Raw genomic sequence first — 15,264 nt, forward strand, 5'->3', positions numbered from 1 at the left:
CCAGGTACACCAGGTCCGCCGATGACTGTCGCGGAAGCGGACGCGCTGGCCGGGCTGGACACCCGGCGCCGCCGCTGGGTCGAGGCGGCTTGCGCGCGGGTGAACCGGAATCGGTTGCGCGAGTTGGTTTCCGGACTCGTCGACATCGCGAGCCCCACGGGCGACGAGGCGCCGCTGGCCCGGCACATCACCACCACGCTGGCCGCCGCGGACATCGAGGCGCGAACGATGTATCTCGATGACCGCCAAGCCAATTCGTGGGGCCGGGTGCGCGGCGACGGCACCGGGCCGGACCTGCTGCTGTACGCGCCGATCGACACCGTGACCACCGGCGATCCCGGCGAAGACCTGCCGTGGGCCGGTGAATCGCTGCGCGCGGACATGATCGCGCGAGCCGCGGTCGTCCAGGACTACGTCATCGGGTTGGGCGCCTCCAATCCCAAGGGGCACGCCGCCTGCGTGCTGGCCGCGGGGGAGGCGATCCGGGCGGCCGGCGTGCCGCTCACCGGAGATCTGCTGCTGGGGTTCGGGGCGGGCGGCATGCCGACCAATGCCCGTCCCGGCGTGGGTAATCCGCGGCGGAACACCGGCCAGGGCGTCGGCTGCTCATTCCTGCTGGAACAGGGGGTGTGGGCGGATTACGCCCTGATCGCCAAGCCGGGATGGACCGTTTCGTGGGAGGAGGTCGGGCTCGCGTGGTTCGAGATCACGGTGCACGGCAGCCACACCTATGTGGGTTCGCGCCACCGGTTGCCGTACCGGAACCCGGTGGCCCTGGCCGGGGCGGTCGCGGGCCGGCTCGAGGAGTGGTTTCCGCGGTACTCCCGAGCACACCACGACGGGCTCGTCGAACCGCAGGGGATGGTGGCGAACATCCGGGGCGGATGGGAGCGCACCGCGTCGTTCACCCCTGCCCGCGTGCGCATGATGGTCGATCTGCGCCTGAGCCCGCGCACCACGCCGACCGCCGCCAAACGCGAGTTGCTCGCGGCCGTGCGGCGGATCGCCGCCGACCTGGATGCCCAGGTCGACGTGGAGCAGATCCTGGCGATCCCGGGCGAAGGGTCGGATCCGCGGATGTGGCTGTGCCGCAAGGCCATCGAGGCGTGGGAAGCGGCCGAAGGGATTGCGCACCGGGAGTTCCGCGACGCCAGCGGCGCGACCGACGCGAACATCCTGCGCGGCCGCGGAATTCCCACCGTGCGAGTCGGCATGCCGAAGGTCGTGGACGCGCCGTTCGAGGTCGACTTCGCGATGGGCATGAACACGGTCGACCTGCGCGCGGCGGAGAAGCTCACCAAATATCTGATCCGTGTCGCCCTCGACACGGTCACCCGCGACCTCGAGGAAGTAGGGACGGCCTGATGGCGACGATCGTGCTGGGGGTCGGAGCCTCGCACAGCACTCTGATGAACACCCACTGGGAGCAGACCACGCACAAGGCCGAAGCCGAGCGTTTCCGGGACGCGCTGCACACCGCGCGCGAGCGGATCGCGGCCGCCGCGCCCGATGTCGCGCTGATCATCGGCTCCAACCACTTCCGCGGGTTCTGGCTGGACCTCATCCCGGCCTTCACTCTCGGTGTGGGGGAATGTATTTCCAGCGGCGAATCCGGAACTCCGAAGGGGCCGCAGCCGGTCGACGCCGAGTTCGCCCGTCACCTGGCGAACACCGTGATCGAAAGCGGCCGTTTCGATCTGGCGTACTCGGCCCGGCTGCAGATCGATCACGGGCAGTCCCACGCGATCCAGTACCTGCTGGACGGCCTGGAGGTGCCGATCGTGCCGCTCGTGGTGAACGTTTTCGCGCCGCCTCTGCCGACCTTCGGGCGGTGTGCGGAACTCGCCGCCGCGATCCGGGCGGCGATCGCGAGTTTCGCACCGGACAAGCGGGTCGTGGTCATCGCCTCCGGCGGGCTCTCGCACCGGCTGCCCTGGCCGGACTGGCGCGATCCGCACGGCGAGGACGAGGATTTCATGGTCCGGGCGTGGCTGGACGGCCGGGAGAACTGGTCCGATTACGACGTGCGCCGCCGCGAGATCATCCGGGCCGCGCAGGCCGCCATCACGCCCGAATTCGACGATCACCTGCTCGACCTCTTCGCGGCGGGCAAGGCGGCCGAACTCGCCGAGTACACCACGAGCTATATCGAGCAAGCGGCCGGGAACGGGGCGCAGGAGTTGCGCACCTGGCTCATGATGGCCGCGATCCTGAACTACATCCCCGCCGAACGCCTTGCCTACGAGGCGATTCCGGAATGGCTCACCGGAATGGGCGTCGCGGTTCTCGACCCCGCACAATCCGACTCGACCACACGAAGGACACGATCATGACAATCTGGAACGAACTGGCCGGGCTCGACTTCAGCCTGACGCACATCGATGCGAACGGAATCCCCACCCGCGCGCTGCGGGCCGGCGCGGGCGAGGAAGCGGTGGTGTTCCTGCACGGCACCAGCGGGCATCTCGAGGCGTTCGCGCGCAACATCCCGGCGCATGCGCCGCACTACCAATGCCACGCCATCGACATGCTCGGGCACGGCTACACCGGCAAACCGGACTATCCCTACGAGATCCCGCGCTACGTCGAGCACCTCGTCGGCTACCTGGACGCGGTCGGCCTCGAGCGCGCACATCTGGTGGGGGAGTCGCTCGGCGGCTGGGTGGCGGCCTATCTGGCCAGCGAGCTGCCCGAGCGGGTGCTGTCGCTGCAACTGCTCGCCGCGGGCGGCACGGTCGCGAACCCCGCCATCATGGACCGTATCAAGACCTCCACCACGAAAGCGGTGCGCAGCAACGACATTCAACTGACCCGCGAGCGGCTGCGGCTGCTGATGCACGATCCGGCCGACGCCACCGAGGAACTCGTCGAAGTGCGGCATCGGATCTATCATCAGCCCGATTTCGTCGCCAACATCCACAACCTGCTGTCCTTGCAGGAGATGGAGATTCGGCAGCGGAACCTGCTGCGGCCGGACCGGCTCGCCCGCATCCAGGCGCCCACGCTGGTGGTCTGGGGCCACGAGAACCCCTTCGGCGACGTCCCGGAGGCCAAGAAGATGGCCGAGGACATCCCCGGTGCGCGGCTGCAACTCTACCCCGAATGCGGCCACTGGCCCCAGCACGAGCAAGCCGAGCGGTACAACCCGCTGAGCCTGGAATTCCTGGCCGAGGCGTCCGCGAAGGCCAAGGCGTCGGCCTGAGACCGCGGCGGTGCCGATATCGGTGGCCGGTCACGCACCTGATGCGTGACCGGCCACCGCGCGTTTGTGCCCGAGTCCGCACGGGTGAACGATCGACTGCTCGGACCCGGTGAAAAAACTTCGCCACAAATGGAATGTTGCGACGGCGTTTCCCGAATTCGTGCGGTGATCTTGATGAATGTTGCGTCGAAGTAAGGCCGTCGCGCTCGGTCCGTTCGGCGGACCGAGATGATTTTCAGCCCCTGCGCACATGGCTAAGTTGCTTTCCACCGCCGCGGGAATGCGGCCCAGATCACAGAACGAAGGTGTCGGTATATGGCCTGGCGATCTCGATTCCGTAGCGCTGCCCTGGCAGCGGTAGTCCTTGCCACGATGGCCGCCGGTGCGTGCAGCCGCCCGGCCACACACAGCACCGCCGACTCGGCGGGCGGTCCGCTCCGGATCGCGGTGGGCATCGACGCCTCCTACGCGCCGTTCTTCGTCGCCGACCGCGAGGGGCTGTTCAAGCAGGCGGGCCTGGATGTGCAGCTGGTGCAGTTCGGTCGCGGCGGTGAGGCCGTCGACGCCCTGTCGACCGGACAGGTCCAGATCGCGGGCAGCTCGGACACCACCACCATCGCGCAGCTGCGGGAGAATCCGTCGCTGCGGGCGATGTACTCCTACGAGTCCTCCGGCGACTACATCAAGGTGGTGTTGCGCAACGGGCTCGACGCGCCGGCCGCGGGCCAGAAGTTCGGTATCGTTCCCGGCTTGAGCCAGATCTCCACGGAGAAGTATCTCGAAGCGCATGGTGTGCGGCCGGACTCGGTCAAGATGATCACCGCCACCCCGACCGACATGCCCGCGCTGCTGGGCCGTGGCGACATCGACGGATACGTGCTGTGGGAGCCGTGGCCCGCCGCGGCGCTGAGCCAGGGCACCGGACACGTCGTGGCCCGGACCGGCGACTACAACTGGCTCTACCATCACTGGGCGATCACGACCCAGCCGTGGCTGGCCGCGCACGAGGACACCGCGCGCAAGGTCGCCCAGGTTCTGGACAAGGCCACCCAGCGCGTCGAATCCGATCCGCGGGCCGCGGCGGCGGCGACCAGATCCGCGGTGAATGTGGCCGAGGACCAGACCATCACCGCGGTGAAGGAAATCGACTTCGGTATCCACAATCTGACCGCGCAGGACATCGATTCGGCACAGTCGGTGGTCGATTTCTACAAGAAGATCGGCGCGCTGAGCGACCAACCGGACCTGAAGTCGGCGATGCTCACCGACTGGTACAAGAAGAGTGCGTAATGAGTGTGACAGCAATCAACGGCGTCGCCGTCGAAATCGAAAGTCTGGGAATCAGTTTCGGTGCCGCGGATATCGTCTCGGGAATCGACCTGCGGGTGCGGGAGGGGGAATTCGTCTGCCTCCTGGGCCCCAGCGGCTGCGGAAAGTCGACCCTGTTGTCGTCGATGGCGGGCTTCATCGAACCCACGGCGGGACAGATCCGTTGTGACGGTACGGCGGTCAAGGGCGGTAATCCGCACGCGGGCATGGTCTTCCAGAGTTCGGAGGCGCTGTTCGAATGGATGACGGTGAGCCGCAACGTCTCCTACGGACCGCGCATGCACGGGGCGAGCAAGGCCGAACAGGCGCGGATCGCGGCGGAGTACCTGGCCATGGTCGGCCTGCCGCACTCGGGTGAGAAATTCCCGTCGCAGCTCTCGGGCGGTATGCGCCAACGCGTCCAGATCGCCCGCGTGCTGGCCAATCAGCCCTCGCTGGTCCTGATGGACGAGCCGTTCGGCGCCCTGGACGCGCAGACCCGGCAGGTCCTGCAGATCGAATTGGACAAGATCTGGCGGCAGACCGGCTGCACGGTCGTCTTCGTCACGCACGACATCGACGAGGCGCTCACCCTCGCCGACCGCGTGGTGGTCATGTCGGCTGGACCGCGGGCGCGCATCAAGAGCGTCTACCAGGTCGACGCGCCCCGACCGCGCGATCGCGCCCACCCGGACGTGATCGGTCTGTACGAGCAACTGCGCGACGACATCCGCGCCGAGGTCGTCGCGTCGTTGCGGAACCAAGGGATCGAAGAGGACGAGCTATGACCGCCATTGTGCAGAGCCCCGCCGCGCCGGCCGGGAACGCGAATGTCAAACGGACACAGCGCAGATCGCTGTCGGCGGCGGGGCGAGTGACCCGCACCGCGCTGCTGTGGGTGGGCTCGGGGGTGCTGGGCCTGGCGGTGTGGTCCTTCCTCGCCTGGTGGTACGGGCCGACGACCATCGCCTCGCCGGTGCAGGTGTGGTCGGCGGCGGTGGAACTCACTCAGCGCGGCGTGCTGTGGGCGTCCGTATCGGCGTCCGCGCAGCGCATCTTGCTCGGCTGGAGCCTCGGTGTCGTGATCGGCGCCCCGATCGGCATTCTCATGGGGCGCGTCAACGTCGTGCGCCAGCTGCTCGATCCCTACATCGAGTTCTTCCGTTTCATCCCGCCGATCGCCTTCGTGACGCTGGCGGTGGTGTGGTTCGGCATCGGCGAAACGTCCAAGGTGGTGCTGATCTTCTACACCTCGGTATTCATCGTCACGGTGAGCACCATCGCGGCCACGGTGGCGATCAGCGAGAACAAGCTCCAGGCCGCGACGAACCTGGGCGCGAACCGGCTGCAACTGATGAAGACGGTGGTATTGCCCTCGGCGGTCCCCGGCATCATCACCGGCGCCCGGCTGGCGATGGGCAACAGCTTCCTGACCATCGTCTCGGCCGAGATCGTGGCCGCCGACCGCGGCATCGGCTCGATGATCTGGCAGGCCCGCAACTACGGCCGGATCGACTGGACGTTCGTCGGGATCATCGTGCTGGGCATCATGGGGTTCGTCTTCGACCGCGTGCTGCGGTTGCTCTCGGCCAGATTCCTGTCCCGGTACGGCGTCAAATAGAAAGGGCCACAATGGATCAGGCTCGCACCATCACCGAACTGGCCGGGATTCCGGCCCGGCCGGAATCGGGCGACCTCGACCAGGAACGGCGACGCCGCAAGATCGCGGTGATCGGCGGCTACCGCATCCTGTCGCGGTTCGGGCTCGACGAGGGCATTTCCGGGCACATCACCGCACGCGACCCCGAACGCCCCGACACGTTCTGGACCGCGCCCTTCGGCCGGCACTTCGCCATGGTGATGCCCGACGAACTGCTGCACGTGGCCTCGGACGGCACCATCCTGTCCGGCCGGGGCCCGCTGAACCGGGCGGCGTTCGTGATCCACTCGAAGGTGCACGAGGCAAGGCCGGACGTCATCGGCGCGGTGCACGCCCACGGGTTGCAGGGCAAGGCGTTCTCCTCGCTGCACCGCCCGCTGTCCCCGATCACGCAGGACGCCTGCGCGTTCTACGACGACCACTCGATCTACGGGGAGTACCACGGCGTCGCGCTGGACGAGGAGGAGGGCCGGCGCATCGCGCGGTCGCTCGGCGCGAACAAGGCGGTGATCCTGACCAACCACGGACATCTGACGGTCGGCACCTCGGTGGAGAGCGCGGTGTGGTGGTACGTGTCGATGGAACGCTCGATGCAGGCCGAACTGGCCGCCCGCGCGGCCGGGGAACCCGTTGTCCTGCACGACAAGATCGCGGCCCGGACCTACGAGGCGGTGGGCACCGAGCAGGTCGGCTGGTTCGCGTACTCGACCATCATCCAGAAGATCGCGGCGCAGGAGCCGGAACTCTTCGCCGCCTGAGTCGCGATCCGACGTCTGCGTCCGCCGGGCCCGGCGGCCACTTCGTGTGGCGGCCGGGCCCGTTTCGTGCGCCGGACGCGCGATCCGGACGGAGTCTGCTGACCGGACCGAGTTCATTTATCAAGAGCCGCAATCTGATTAGCGTTCTTACTGTGAACGAATCGTCCTTACCCTCGACCGCCACCGAACTCGATGTCGACATCCTTGTCGTCGGCGCCGGCCCGGCGGGACTCTACGGCGCGTACTACGCGGGTTTCCGTGGGCTGCGCGTCGCCGTGGTGGACGCGCTCGCCGAGCCAGGCGGGCAGGTGAGCGCGATGTACCCGGAGAAGTCCATCCTCGACATCGCCGGATTTCCCGCGGTCAAAGGCCGCGAGCTCATCGACGGGCTGCTCGCGCAGGCCGCGCCGTTCGACCCGGTGTATCTGCTCGGGGAGCAGGCGCTGAGCCTGTCCTACGACGCGTCGGGCAATGCGGTGGTCGGGACGAGCAAGGGGCGCACGATCACCGCGGGTGCGGTTGTGATCACCGGCGGCATAGGGACTTTCACCCCGCGGCCCCTGGCGAAAGGGCTCGATTTCCTCGACCGGGGACTGAGTTATTTCGTCCCCGACCTGTCGGTGCACGAGGGCAGGGACGTGGTGATCGTCGGCGGTGGCGACAGCGCGTTCGACTGGGCCGTCCATCTCGAGCCGATCGCCAACTCCGTCACCCTGGTCCATCGCCGCGACAGATTCCGGGCCCACAAGTCGACCGTCGCCAAGGTGCACGACAGCTCGGTGCGGGTACTGGTGAACGCCGATGTCGCGGCCGTGCGCGGCAACGGCTGGATCGCCGAGGTCGACATCGCGCACAAACTCGACCGGTCCACGACCACGCTGCCGGCCCAATCCGTCATCGCCGCACTGGGTTTCACCGCGGATCTGGGTCCGCTGACCGAATGGGAGCTCGACATCGATTCCCGGCACATCGTGGTGAACACCCGGATGGAAACCAACCTCGCGCGCGTGTACGCGGCCGGGGACATCACCGACTATCCCGGGAAGGTCCGGCTCATCGCGGTCGGTTTCGGGGAGGCCGCCACCGCGGTGAACAACGCGGCGGCCGTGCTGGATCCGGACGCGGAGATCTTCCCCGGACATTCCACCGAACAGGAGGACTGAGCACATGGCATTCGTGATAGGCGAGGCCTGCATCGACTACACCGACCGCTCGTGCATGGAGGAATGCCCGGTCGATTGCATCTACGAGGGCGAGCGCAAGCTGTACATCAACCCGAACGAGTGCATCGACTGCGGCGCATGCGAATTGGCGTGCCCGGTCGAAGCGATCACGGTGGACCGCAAGGCCGCGCCGGAATTCAAGGAGGACAACAAGCGGTTCTTCCTGGAGGTGCTGCCGACCCGCAGCGAGCCGCTGGGCAATCCGGGCGGCGCCGCGAAGATCGACGCGATCGGCGTCGACACCCCGATGGTGGCGGCGTACTGATGCACGAGAACATCCGATTCGGTTACGCGCGAACATCTTTCGGTCAGCTGCACTACGCCGAGCAGGGGAGCGGTCCGGTGCTGCTCCTGCTGCACCAGACGCCTCGCTCCTGGGACGAATTCCGGGAATTGATCCCGTTGCTCGCCGGCGAGCACCGCGTGATCGCGATGGACATGGTGGGTTTCGGCGCGAGTGCGAAACTGCCCGCGCCGCAGTCCATCGAGGACTACGCCCGGGGAGCGTGGGAACTGCTCGACGCGCTCGGGGTCGAGCGGGCCGCGGTCCTCGGGCACCACACCGGCGCCGCGGTGGCCCTCGAGCTGGCCGCCACCGACAGCGGACGGATCGCCGCGGTGATGCTGTCGTCCTGTCCATGGACGGACGAGCGCTATCGTGCCGAGCACGCGGACGGAGCCGGTGTGGACCGCGCCCGGCAGAGCGAGGACGGGACGCATCTGCGGACGCTCTGGGATCTGCGCAGGCCGTACTACCCGGAACCGGTCGCGGGGCTACTGGACCGGTTCGTCCGCGACGCCCTCGCCCCCGGCGTCGACCCGGCCGAGGGGCACCGCGCATGCGCCCGCTACCGCATGGAGGACCGGATCGGTTCGGTGACCGTCCCCGTGCTCCTGATCGGCGCGGGCAAGGATCCGTTCTCGATGCCCAATCTGCCCGTGCTGTGCGCCCACCTCGTCGCGGCCCGCTCGGTGCGCAGCGTCGTGATCGAGAACGGCACGGTCGCGCTCATCGAGCGCGAGGCCCCGGCGGTAGCTTCGGTGACGCGAGAGTTCCTGGCATCCGCCGAGGTCACCGCGCCCGATGTAAACACTCCGATGTAAACACTGTGGAACGGGTCCACTGAGCGAACCGTGTGACGTGCATCTCAGCGCATCCGGCCCGTACCGTCACGACATCAGGTGAGCGAACCGCTTCTGGCGTCGACCGCGTCGACGTCTCGCTCGCCCCGACCCACCAGGAGGTACCCCTTGACGACAGCTACTCGAGGATCCGGTGGAGTCGGACCGGTAGTGCCGATCGCGGAAGCCCAGGCCGGGACCGATATGTCCTCGGTGCTCGGTAAAGCCCGGCTGATCCTCGACACGTTCGACAGCGAGTGCGGCGATCTGTCCCTGACCGAGCTGACCCGGCGCAGCGGCGTGGCGAAAGCGTCGGTGCACCGGCTGGCGGGCGAGCTGGTGGAGTGGGGCCTGCTCGAGCGAGCGGGCACCAAATACCGGCTGGGCCTGCGGTTGTTCGAACTCGGTCAGCTCGTGCCTCGGCAGCGGATCCTGCGTGACGCGGCGCTGCCGTACATGGAGGATCTGCTGCTGGCCACCCAGGAGACGGTGCATTTCGCGGTGCGCGACGGGATCGATGTGCTCTACATCGAGAAGATCATCGGCCACCGCGGACTCAACCAGCAGTCCCGGGTGGCGGGCCGGTTGCCGCTGTACTGCACGGCCACCGGCAAGATCATCCTGGCGTTTTCGCCGCAGTCGGTGTTCGACGAGGTCGTCGAGCAGGGATTCACCGCGCTCACCCGCCGCACCACCATGTCGGTCGGCGTGCTGCGCACACAGCTCGAGCGGATGCGCAAGGAACAACTAGCGGTCGAGGTCGAGGAGACCCGGCTCGGGTACATGAGCGTCGCCGTCCCGGTGTTCAGCGGCCCGCGGGTGCTGGCGGGCGCCTTGTCGGTCACCGCGCCCACCGCCCGGCTCAACGTCAGCCGGATCACCGGCGCCCTGCGAACCGCGGGCGTGGGCATCACGCGAACACTGCAGGCGATGCGCTGCACGCATACACCGGGCGAGGCGGCGCCGCGCGAGGGTGCGTGCAGTGCCGCGATGTGCTCCTTCAACGGGTGCGGGCGCTGACTCCGGTCCTCGCGTGAGCCGGAAGTCGCTGCGCCGCAAGGCATCCCAGGTGTCGGGCGGATGCTGGTCCTGGCCTACCGGGGCGGCCGGAATCCGCTGCGCCGCGCGTCCCAGGTGCGCGGCCCGATGCCGTTCGCGCGTAGTTCCTGCTTGCGCACCTTGCCCGTCTCGGTGAGCGGGAGCACCGGCACCAGATCGATGTAGCGGGGGAGCGCGAAGTAGGCCAGATGCTGTTCGGCGAAGCGCAGCAGTGCCGCTGGGTCGATCGCGGTCCGCTCGCGCGGCACGATCGCGGCCATGACCTCGTCCTCGGCGAGTTCGGAGGGCACCGGGAAGACCGCTGCCTGTGCCACGTCCGGATGCCGGGACAGCACCGCTTCCACTTCGGTCGCCGAGATGTTCTCGCCGCGTCGTCGGATCACATCCTTGAGCCGGTCCACGTAGCGGAACCAGCCGTCGGCGTCGCGGACGACCCGATCTCCGGTGCGTAGCCAGCCGCCCTGCGCCGGGACGGCCTCGCCGAGATACCCGGCCGCGAATCCACCCCGACGCAGGCTGCGCACCAGCAGCTCGCCCGGCGCGCCGTCGGCGACGGGACGATCGCCGTCGACGACGGCGGCCTGGTAACCATCCATCACCGTGCCGATGAACCCGTCGCGGCGGCGGCCCGGCGGCGACCCGATGACGAGATTCGTTTCGGTGCTGCCGAATCCGTCGACGAGGTCGATGCCGAAGCGGTTCCGGAACGGCTCGTACAGGTGCGCCGGGGTGGCGGGCGCCAGTGCCCGGGTGACCCGATGGGCCCGCTCGGCAGGTGCGGGCGGCCGGTTCATCAGCATGGCCACCATGGCGCCGAGCAAGTACGTCACGGTCGCGCCGGACTCCTGCACCCGCGCCCAGTAGGCGCTCGCCGAGAACCGTTCTCCCAGTACGAAAGTGCCGCGCCACACCAGCGCCTGGAACAGCGTGCCCAGGGCGTTGGTGTGGAACAGCGGCAGGCAGTTGTACAGCACATCACCGTCACGCAGACCGAGCGAGTGCCCGACTCCCGCACCCCACCACAGGAATTGGGCATGCGGGCAGCGAACGCCCTTGGGCAGACCGGTGGTACCGGAGGTGAACAACACCGCGGCGAGGTCGAGGTCGCCGACCGGTGCCGGAGCAGAGTATGGATCTGCGGCCACCGCACCGCTGCGCGGGGCGGCGTCGGAGCCGGCGATCCAGCACCGGCCCGCATACCCTGTCGCCTCGACCTCTGCGGCGTACCGGGATTCGACGAGTAACCACCGCACCGCCGACTCGGCGAGCGCGTGGCGCAGCCCCCCGCCCCGCAGTGCCACGTTCAACGGGACCGCGGCCGCCCCCAGCCAGGCGCACCCCAGCAGGAGATCGACGAGTTCGAGCCGATTGCCCATCAGCGCGGCGACCCGGTCCCCGGCCCGGACACCTTGTGCGCGAAGCGCTTCCGCCATGGACGACGCCCGGCCCGCGAGTTCGCGATAACTCACCGCGACCGGACCGGCGCGCACGGCGATCCGGTCCCCGCACTGCCCGGCCCGCGAGATGAGCAGCGCGGGAATGGTCATCGCCTCCGGAAGCCCCGGGTCGACCCCGGTCATGGCACGACGACAGCGCGCCCGGCCACCTTGCCCGCGCGCATCAGCCGCAGCGCGTCGGCGATGTCGTCGAGCGCGAACCGCTGCACCGCGAGGTGCACCTCGCCCGCGGCGAGCCTGCCGATCAGTGCGGGAGCGAGTTCGGCCTGCCGAGCACCCTTGCGAATCATGTTGACCGGCAGTATCTTCACATCGCTCAGCAACCAGTTGGGCAGATCGAGGGTCAGTTCGGTGCCGAGCGTGTAGCCGATCAGCGCGGCCCGGCCACCCTGCGCGACGCGCTCGAGCAGCGGCGGCAGGGAATCACCGCCGAGCGTATCGATCAGGACCTCGGCGACGGGCCCGTCGCCGAGTTGTTCGGCCAGCTCGGCTCCGCGCCCGACGACCGGGCGGACTCCGGTGGGCAGCAACTGCACCTGGTCCGGCCGGGGCACGACGCCGATCACCTCGCCCGCGCCGGCGAGCAGGGCGAATTGGGCGGCCATCGAACCGACCGCGCCCGACGCGCCGGACACCATGACCCGTTCCCCGGCGCGAACCTCGGCGACATCGTGTACGGCGACGTACCCGGTGGTGCTCGGCAGGAAGAAGGTCGCCGCCACCTCCGGCGGAAGGTCGGCGTCGAACGGCGTGAACGCCTTGTCCGCCGCGACGAGATACTCTGCCCAGCAACCGTTCTTGGTCAGGCCGATGCCGCCGCCGCGGACGAGTACCCGGGTCCCGGGCTCGAAGGTGTCCGATTCGACGACGGTCGCGGCCCCGTCGGTGCCGCCGATGTGCGGCAGCGGCGGCTTGATGTCGAAAGTTCCGCTCGCGACGGTCATGTCGAGATGGCCGAGCGCCGCGGCGTCGATCCGTACCAGCGTCTGGCCCGCACTCCGGGCGGGGATGTCGATCTCGTCGAGGACGGGTGCCTCACCGAAACTATGCAGCCGGGCGGCGCGCATGGTTCTCCTTCGATAGAAATGGGCGATTCAGGAAAGGACCGATCGTGCACGCAGTTGTGCGATACGGTCCGGCGGGTACCGCAGTACGCCGACGAGCACCGAATCCGTGTCGGCACCCAGAAGCGGTGCGGGATAACGGATTTCGCCGCCCGCGCGATCCAGCCGCACGGGCACGCCTTCGTGCAGGAAGGCGCCCGCACGCGGATGCGTACGCCGCACGTAGAAGCCGCGGGCACGCAGATGGGCATCGGCTTCGACCAGATCCCGGCCGTCCTGCACCAGCCCGGCGGGCACGCCCGCACTCTGCATTGCCTCGGTGACCGCCTGGGCGGGAAGCGTTCTCGTCCACGCGGTGATGGCCGCGGTGATCTCCGGATCGCGCGTCCTGCGGTGCTCAGCGGTACGGAAGTCCTCGGCACCCGCCCATTCGGGACGTTCGATCAGTGCGCACAGGGCGCGCCAGTCGGTCTCGTCGCGAACCGCGATCGCGACCCAGCGATCCGTGCCCAAGCAGCGGAAAATGCCGTGCGGCGCGCAGGTGTCGTCGGTGTTCCCCCTGGGTTCGGGGATCCGGCCGGTTCCGGTCGACCGGATCACCGCCGTGCCCATATGCGCGGCCATCGCCTCGAGCTGCGAGAGGTCCACATGCTGGCCACGGCCGGTGCGGTCCCGATGTTCCAGGGCGGCCAGGGTGGCCGTGGCCGCCTGCAGTCCCGCGACGATATCGCCGTGACCGTAGATGACGCCGACCACGTCATCGGCATCCCAACCGGTCAATGCCGTGAGACCGGTACTGGCGGCGACGATGTCCGCGTACGACACCCAGCCGCTGCGCGGTCCGGTGTGACCCATGCCCGACATCGAGACGTACACGATGTCGGGGCGCAGTTCGCGAAGCCGCTGGTAGCCGAGTCCCAACTTCCTCATCACCGACGAGCTGAAGTTCTCGATCACGACATCGCTGGCGGCGATCAGATCGGCGAGCACCGCCAGGCCCTCGGGCGTGCGTGTGTCGAGTGCGATACTGCGTTTGTTCCGGTTGACGTCATTGAAGTACCCGCTGGTGTCCGGATCGTCGTGCGGGCCGCGGGACAGGTGCATCGCGGGGGAGAAGCGCGTCGGATCGGGGCGGCCGAGCGATTCGACCTTGATGACCTCGGCGCCGTGATCGGCGAGGATCCTGGTGCAGTAGGGGCCGGCCAGGACCCAGGTCAGATCGAGCACCCGGACGCCGTCGAGGCTGCGTCTGCCAGGATCTGGCTCGTGTTTCGGGAACGAGACCGGGGCACAGCGGTTTTCGGGTATCAGCGACTGATCGGCGCCGAGCCGGGGCACGGTGAGTTCGCGGATCCGCCGTCCCTCCGGGAACGCGAAGCCGAAGCCCAGATCGCGAGTCACCTCGCTGCCGGAGACGACGTCCAGGAAGAAGTCGCGGTCGTTCAGCTGCGGATTGAGCAGCAGTTCGGCGGGTCCGTCCACCGCGGCCCACGGCAGTTTGCGCTCCTGCGCGCGGACCGCGAACTCCTCCTTCGGCCATTTCGCCAGAAAGCGTTGCAGCACAGCGAATATGTGATCCTGGTGGATTTTCCGTTCCACCGGATCGCTCCAGCGCGGGTCGTCCAGATCCTCCTGCGCTCCCTCCTCGATCAGCCAGCGCAACGTCTCGTCCCACATCCGGGGACTGCCGCCGAGCCCGCCGCCGAGGAAACCGTCTGCGGCGGTGAACAATCCGTGCGGCACCAGCGGGTGTACCCGCCCCGGGCGGCCGGGCACGCGATCCTCGTGCAGGTACGCCAGTGTGCCGGCTTCCAGGCTCGCCGCGACGCACTCCTGCGCCGAGATGTCGACGAACGGCGCCGGCCCGAAGCGCCGCGCGCGCAGGCCGAGCAGCGCGCCGATTGCCGCGTTGACCCCGGCCAGTTGTTCGGCTTGGGCTTCGGGCAGGCACAGCGGCGGACCGTCGGGCGTACCGACCTGCGCCATCATGCCGCCCATCGCGGCGACAGTGAGATTCGTTGCCGCCCAGGCACTGTGCGGGCCGGACTCGCCGAACGGCGTCACGCGGACGTGTACGAGCGAGTCATGCTTGGACACAAGAGGTTTCGATCGAGCATCGGTGCCGTCGAGCAGGATGTCCGCACTCGCGGCCAGACGCGCGAGCGCGTCCCGATCGTCGTCGGTGTTCGGATCCAGCACGACCGACCGCTTGCCCGCGTGCCAGTGGGCGAACGCGTATCCGCCGAGTTCACCACGGGACCGGTCGCCCGCCGGGGGCTCGACCAGGATCACCTCGTAGCCCAGGCCGACGAGTATCCGCCCCGCGAATCGAGTGAACGGGCTCGACAGTTCCACTACGCGGACAGGCGATTCGGCCACTGGTACTCCATTCCGTACGGTGTGCGAGCCCT

The 15,264-nt window shown here is 68.5% G+C and carries 14 protein-coding genes; 11 read left to right on the forward strand and 3 right to left on the reverse strand.

Features of this window, described 5'->3' with window-relative positions:
* Positions 1-21 precede the first annotated feature (21 nt).
* The 11 genes from AC5WS7_RS01440 to AC5WS7_RS01490 all read left to right on the forward strand — a co-directional run bounded on the left by AC5WS7_RS01440 (position 22) and on the right by AC5WS7_RS01490 (position 10,293).
* Positions 22-1,365, forward strand: coding sequence for a M20 family metallopeptidase (locus AC5WS7_RS01440; protein ID WP_495952490.1), 1,344 nt, complete (start codon positions 22-24; stop codon positions 1,363-1,365).
* Positions 1,365-2,333: a DODA-type extradiol aromatic ring-opening family dioxygenase gene (locus tag AC5WS7_RS01445; protein WP_495952491.1), complete on the forward strand. Its 969-nt coding sequence runs from the start codon at positions 1,365-1,367 to the stop codon at positions 2,331-2,333. The genes AC5WS7_RS01440 and AC5WS7_RS01445 overlap by 1 nt, the downstream gene beginning before the upstream one ends.
* Positions 2,330-3,202, forward strand: coding sequence for an alpha/beta fold hydrolase (locus AC5WS7_RS01450; RefSeq protein ID WP_495952492.1), 873 nt, complete (start codon positions 2,330-2,332; stop codon positions 3,200-3,202). Before AC5WS7_RS01445 ends, AC5WS7_RS01450 begins: the two co-directional genes overlap by 4 nt.
* Positions 3,203-3,517: 315 nt before the next feature.
* Positions 3,518-4,492, forward strand: coding sequence for an ABC transporter substrate-binding protein (locus tag AC5WS7_RS01455; protein ID WP_495952493.1), 975 nt, complete (start codon positions 3,518-3,520; stop codon positions 4,490-4,492).
* Entirely contained in the window at positions 4,492-5,298 is an 807-nt protein-coding gene (locus AC5WS7_RS01460) for an ABC transporter ATP-binding protein (protein WP_495952494.1), read from the forward strand. The genes AC5WS7_RS01455 and AC5WS7_RS01460 overlap by 1 nt, the downstream gene beginning before the upstream one ends.
* A complete protein-coding gene (locus tag AC5WS7_RS01465) occupies positions 5,295-6,131 on the forward strand; it encodes an ABC transporter permease (RefSeq protein WP_495952495.1) in 837 nt (278 codons plus the stop codon). Before AC5WS7_RS01460 ends, AC5WS7_RS01465 begins: the two co-directional genes overlap by 4 nt.
* An 11-nt stretch (positions 6,132-6,142) precedes the next feature.
* Positions 6,143-6,928 carry a class II aldolase/adducin family protein gene (locus AC5WS7_RS01470; protein ID WP_495952496.1) on the forward strand — a complete coding sequence of 262 codons (786 nt, stop codon included), beginning with the start codon at positions 6,143-6,145 and terminating at the stop codon, positions 6,926-6,928.
* 152 nt (positions 6,929-7,080) lie between these two features.
* Positions 7,081-8,091 carry an NAD(P)/FAD-dependent oxidoreductase gene (locus AC5WS7_RS01475; RefSeq protein ID WP_495952497.1) on the forward strand — a complete coding sequence of 337 codons (1,011 nt, stop codon included), beginning with the start codon at positions 7,081-7,083 and terminating at the stop codon, positions 8,089-8,091.
* A 4-nt stretch (positions 8,092-8,095) separates the two neighbouring features.
* The gene (fdxA, locus tag AC5WS7_RS01480; protein ID WP_495952498.1) at positions 8,096-8,416 is read left to right on the forward strand and encodes a ferredoxin; all 321 of its coding nucleotides are present in this window, start codon (positions 8,096-8,098) and stop codon (positions 8,414-8,416) included.
* On the forward strand, positions 8,416-9,255 hold the full coding sequence (locus AC5WS7_RS01485) for an alpha/beta fold hydrolase (RefSeq protein WP_495952499.1): 840 nt from the start codon (positions 8,416-8,418) through the stop codon (positions 9,253-9,255). Before fdxA ends, AC5WS7_RS01485 begins: the two co-directional genes overlap by 1 nt.
* Positions 9,256-9,477: 222 nt before the next feature.
* The gene (locus AC5WS7_RS01490) at positions 9,478-10,293 is read left to right on the forward strand and encodes an IclR family transcriptional regulator (RefSeq protein ID WP_495953704.1); all 816 of its coding nucleotides are present in this window, start codon (positions 9,478-9,480) and stop codon (positions 10,291-10,293) included.
* Positions 10,294-10,367: 74 nt separating this feature from the next.
* Here the strand turns inward: AC5WS7_RS01490 and AC5WS7_RS01495 are convergent, their stop codons facing one another.
* From AC5WS7_RS01495 to AC5WS7_RS01505, 3 genes are read right to left on the reverse strand one after another with little or no spacing between them, the layout of a single operon-like run.
* Positions 10,368-11,912, reverse strand: a complete 1,545-nt coding sequence (locus AC5WS7_RS01495) for an AMP-binding protein (RefSeq protein ID WP_495952500.1) — start codon at positions 11,910-11,912, stop codon at positions 10,368-10,370.
* The gene (locus AC5WS7_RS01500; protein WP_495952501.1) at positions 11,909-12,856 is read right to left on the reverse strand and encodes a quinone oxidoreductase family protein; all 948 of its coding nucleotides are present in this window, start codon (positions 12,854-12,856) and stop codon (positions 11,909-11,911) included. Before AC5WS7_RS01500 ends, AC5WS7_RS01495 begins: the two co-directional genes overlap by 4 nt.
* Positions 12,857-12,883: 27 nt before the next feature.
* Positions 12,884-15,232, reverse strand: coding sequence for a CaiB/BaiF CoA-transferase family protein (locus AC5WS7_RS01505; protein WP_495952502.1), 2,349 nt, complete (start codon positions 15,230-15,232; stop codon positions 12,884-12,886).
* Between the last annotated feature and the right edge of the window lie 32 nt (positions 15,233-15,264).

This window comes from Nocardia sp. PLKS1-43 (assembly GCF_059510335.1).

Coding starts and splice junctions, on each gene's coding strand:
- AC5WS7_RS01455 (WP_495952493.1), top strand. CDS start 3,518: ATGGCCTGGCGATCTCGATTCCGTAGCGCTGCCCTGGCAGCGGTAGTC.
- AC5WS7_RS01440 (WP_495952490.1), top strand. CDS start 22: ATGACTGTCGCGGAAGCGGACGCGCTGGCCGGGCTGGACACCCGGCGC.
- fdxA (WP_495952498.1), top strand. CDS start 8,096: ATGGCATTCGTGATAGGCGAGGCCTGCATCGACTACACCGACCGCTCG.
- AC5WS7_RS01465 (WP_495952495.1), top strand. CDS start 5,295: ATGACCGCCATTGTGCAGAGCCCCGCCGCGCCGGCCGGGAACGCGAAT.
- AC5WS7_RS01485 (WP_495952499.1), top strand. CDS start 8,416: ATGCACGAGAACATCCGATTCGGTTACGCGCGAACATCTTTCGGTCAG.
- AC5WS7_RS01445 (WP_495952491.1), top strand. CDS start 1,365: ATGGCGACGATCGTGCTGGGGGTCGGAGCCTCGCACAGCACTCTGATG.
- AC5WS7_RS01470 (WP_495952496.1), top strand. CDS start 6,143: ATGGATCAGGCTCGCACCATCACCGAACTGGCCGGGATTCCGGCCCGG.
- AC5WS7_RS01490 (WP_495953704.1), top strand. CDS start 9,478: ATGTCCTCGGTGCTCGGTAAAGCCCGGCTGATCCTCGACACGTTCGAC.
- AC5WS7_RS01495 (WP_495952500.1), bottom strand. CDS start 11,912: ATGACCGGGGTCGACCCGGGGCTTCCGGAGGCGATGACCATTCCCGCG.
- AC5WS7_RS01500 (WP_495952501.1), bottom strand. CDS start 12,856: ATGCGCGCCGCCCGGCTGCATAGTTTCGGTGAGGCACCCGTCCTCGAC.
- AC5WS7_RS01460 (WP_495952494.1), top strand. CDS start 4,492: ATGAGTGTGACAGCAATCAACGGCGTCGCCGTCGAAATCGAAAGTCTG.
- AC5WS7_RS01450 (WP_495952492.1), top strand. CDS start 2,330: ATGACAATCTGGAACGAACTGGCCGGGCTCGACTTCAGCCTGACGCAC.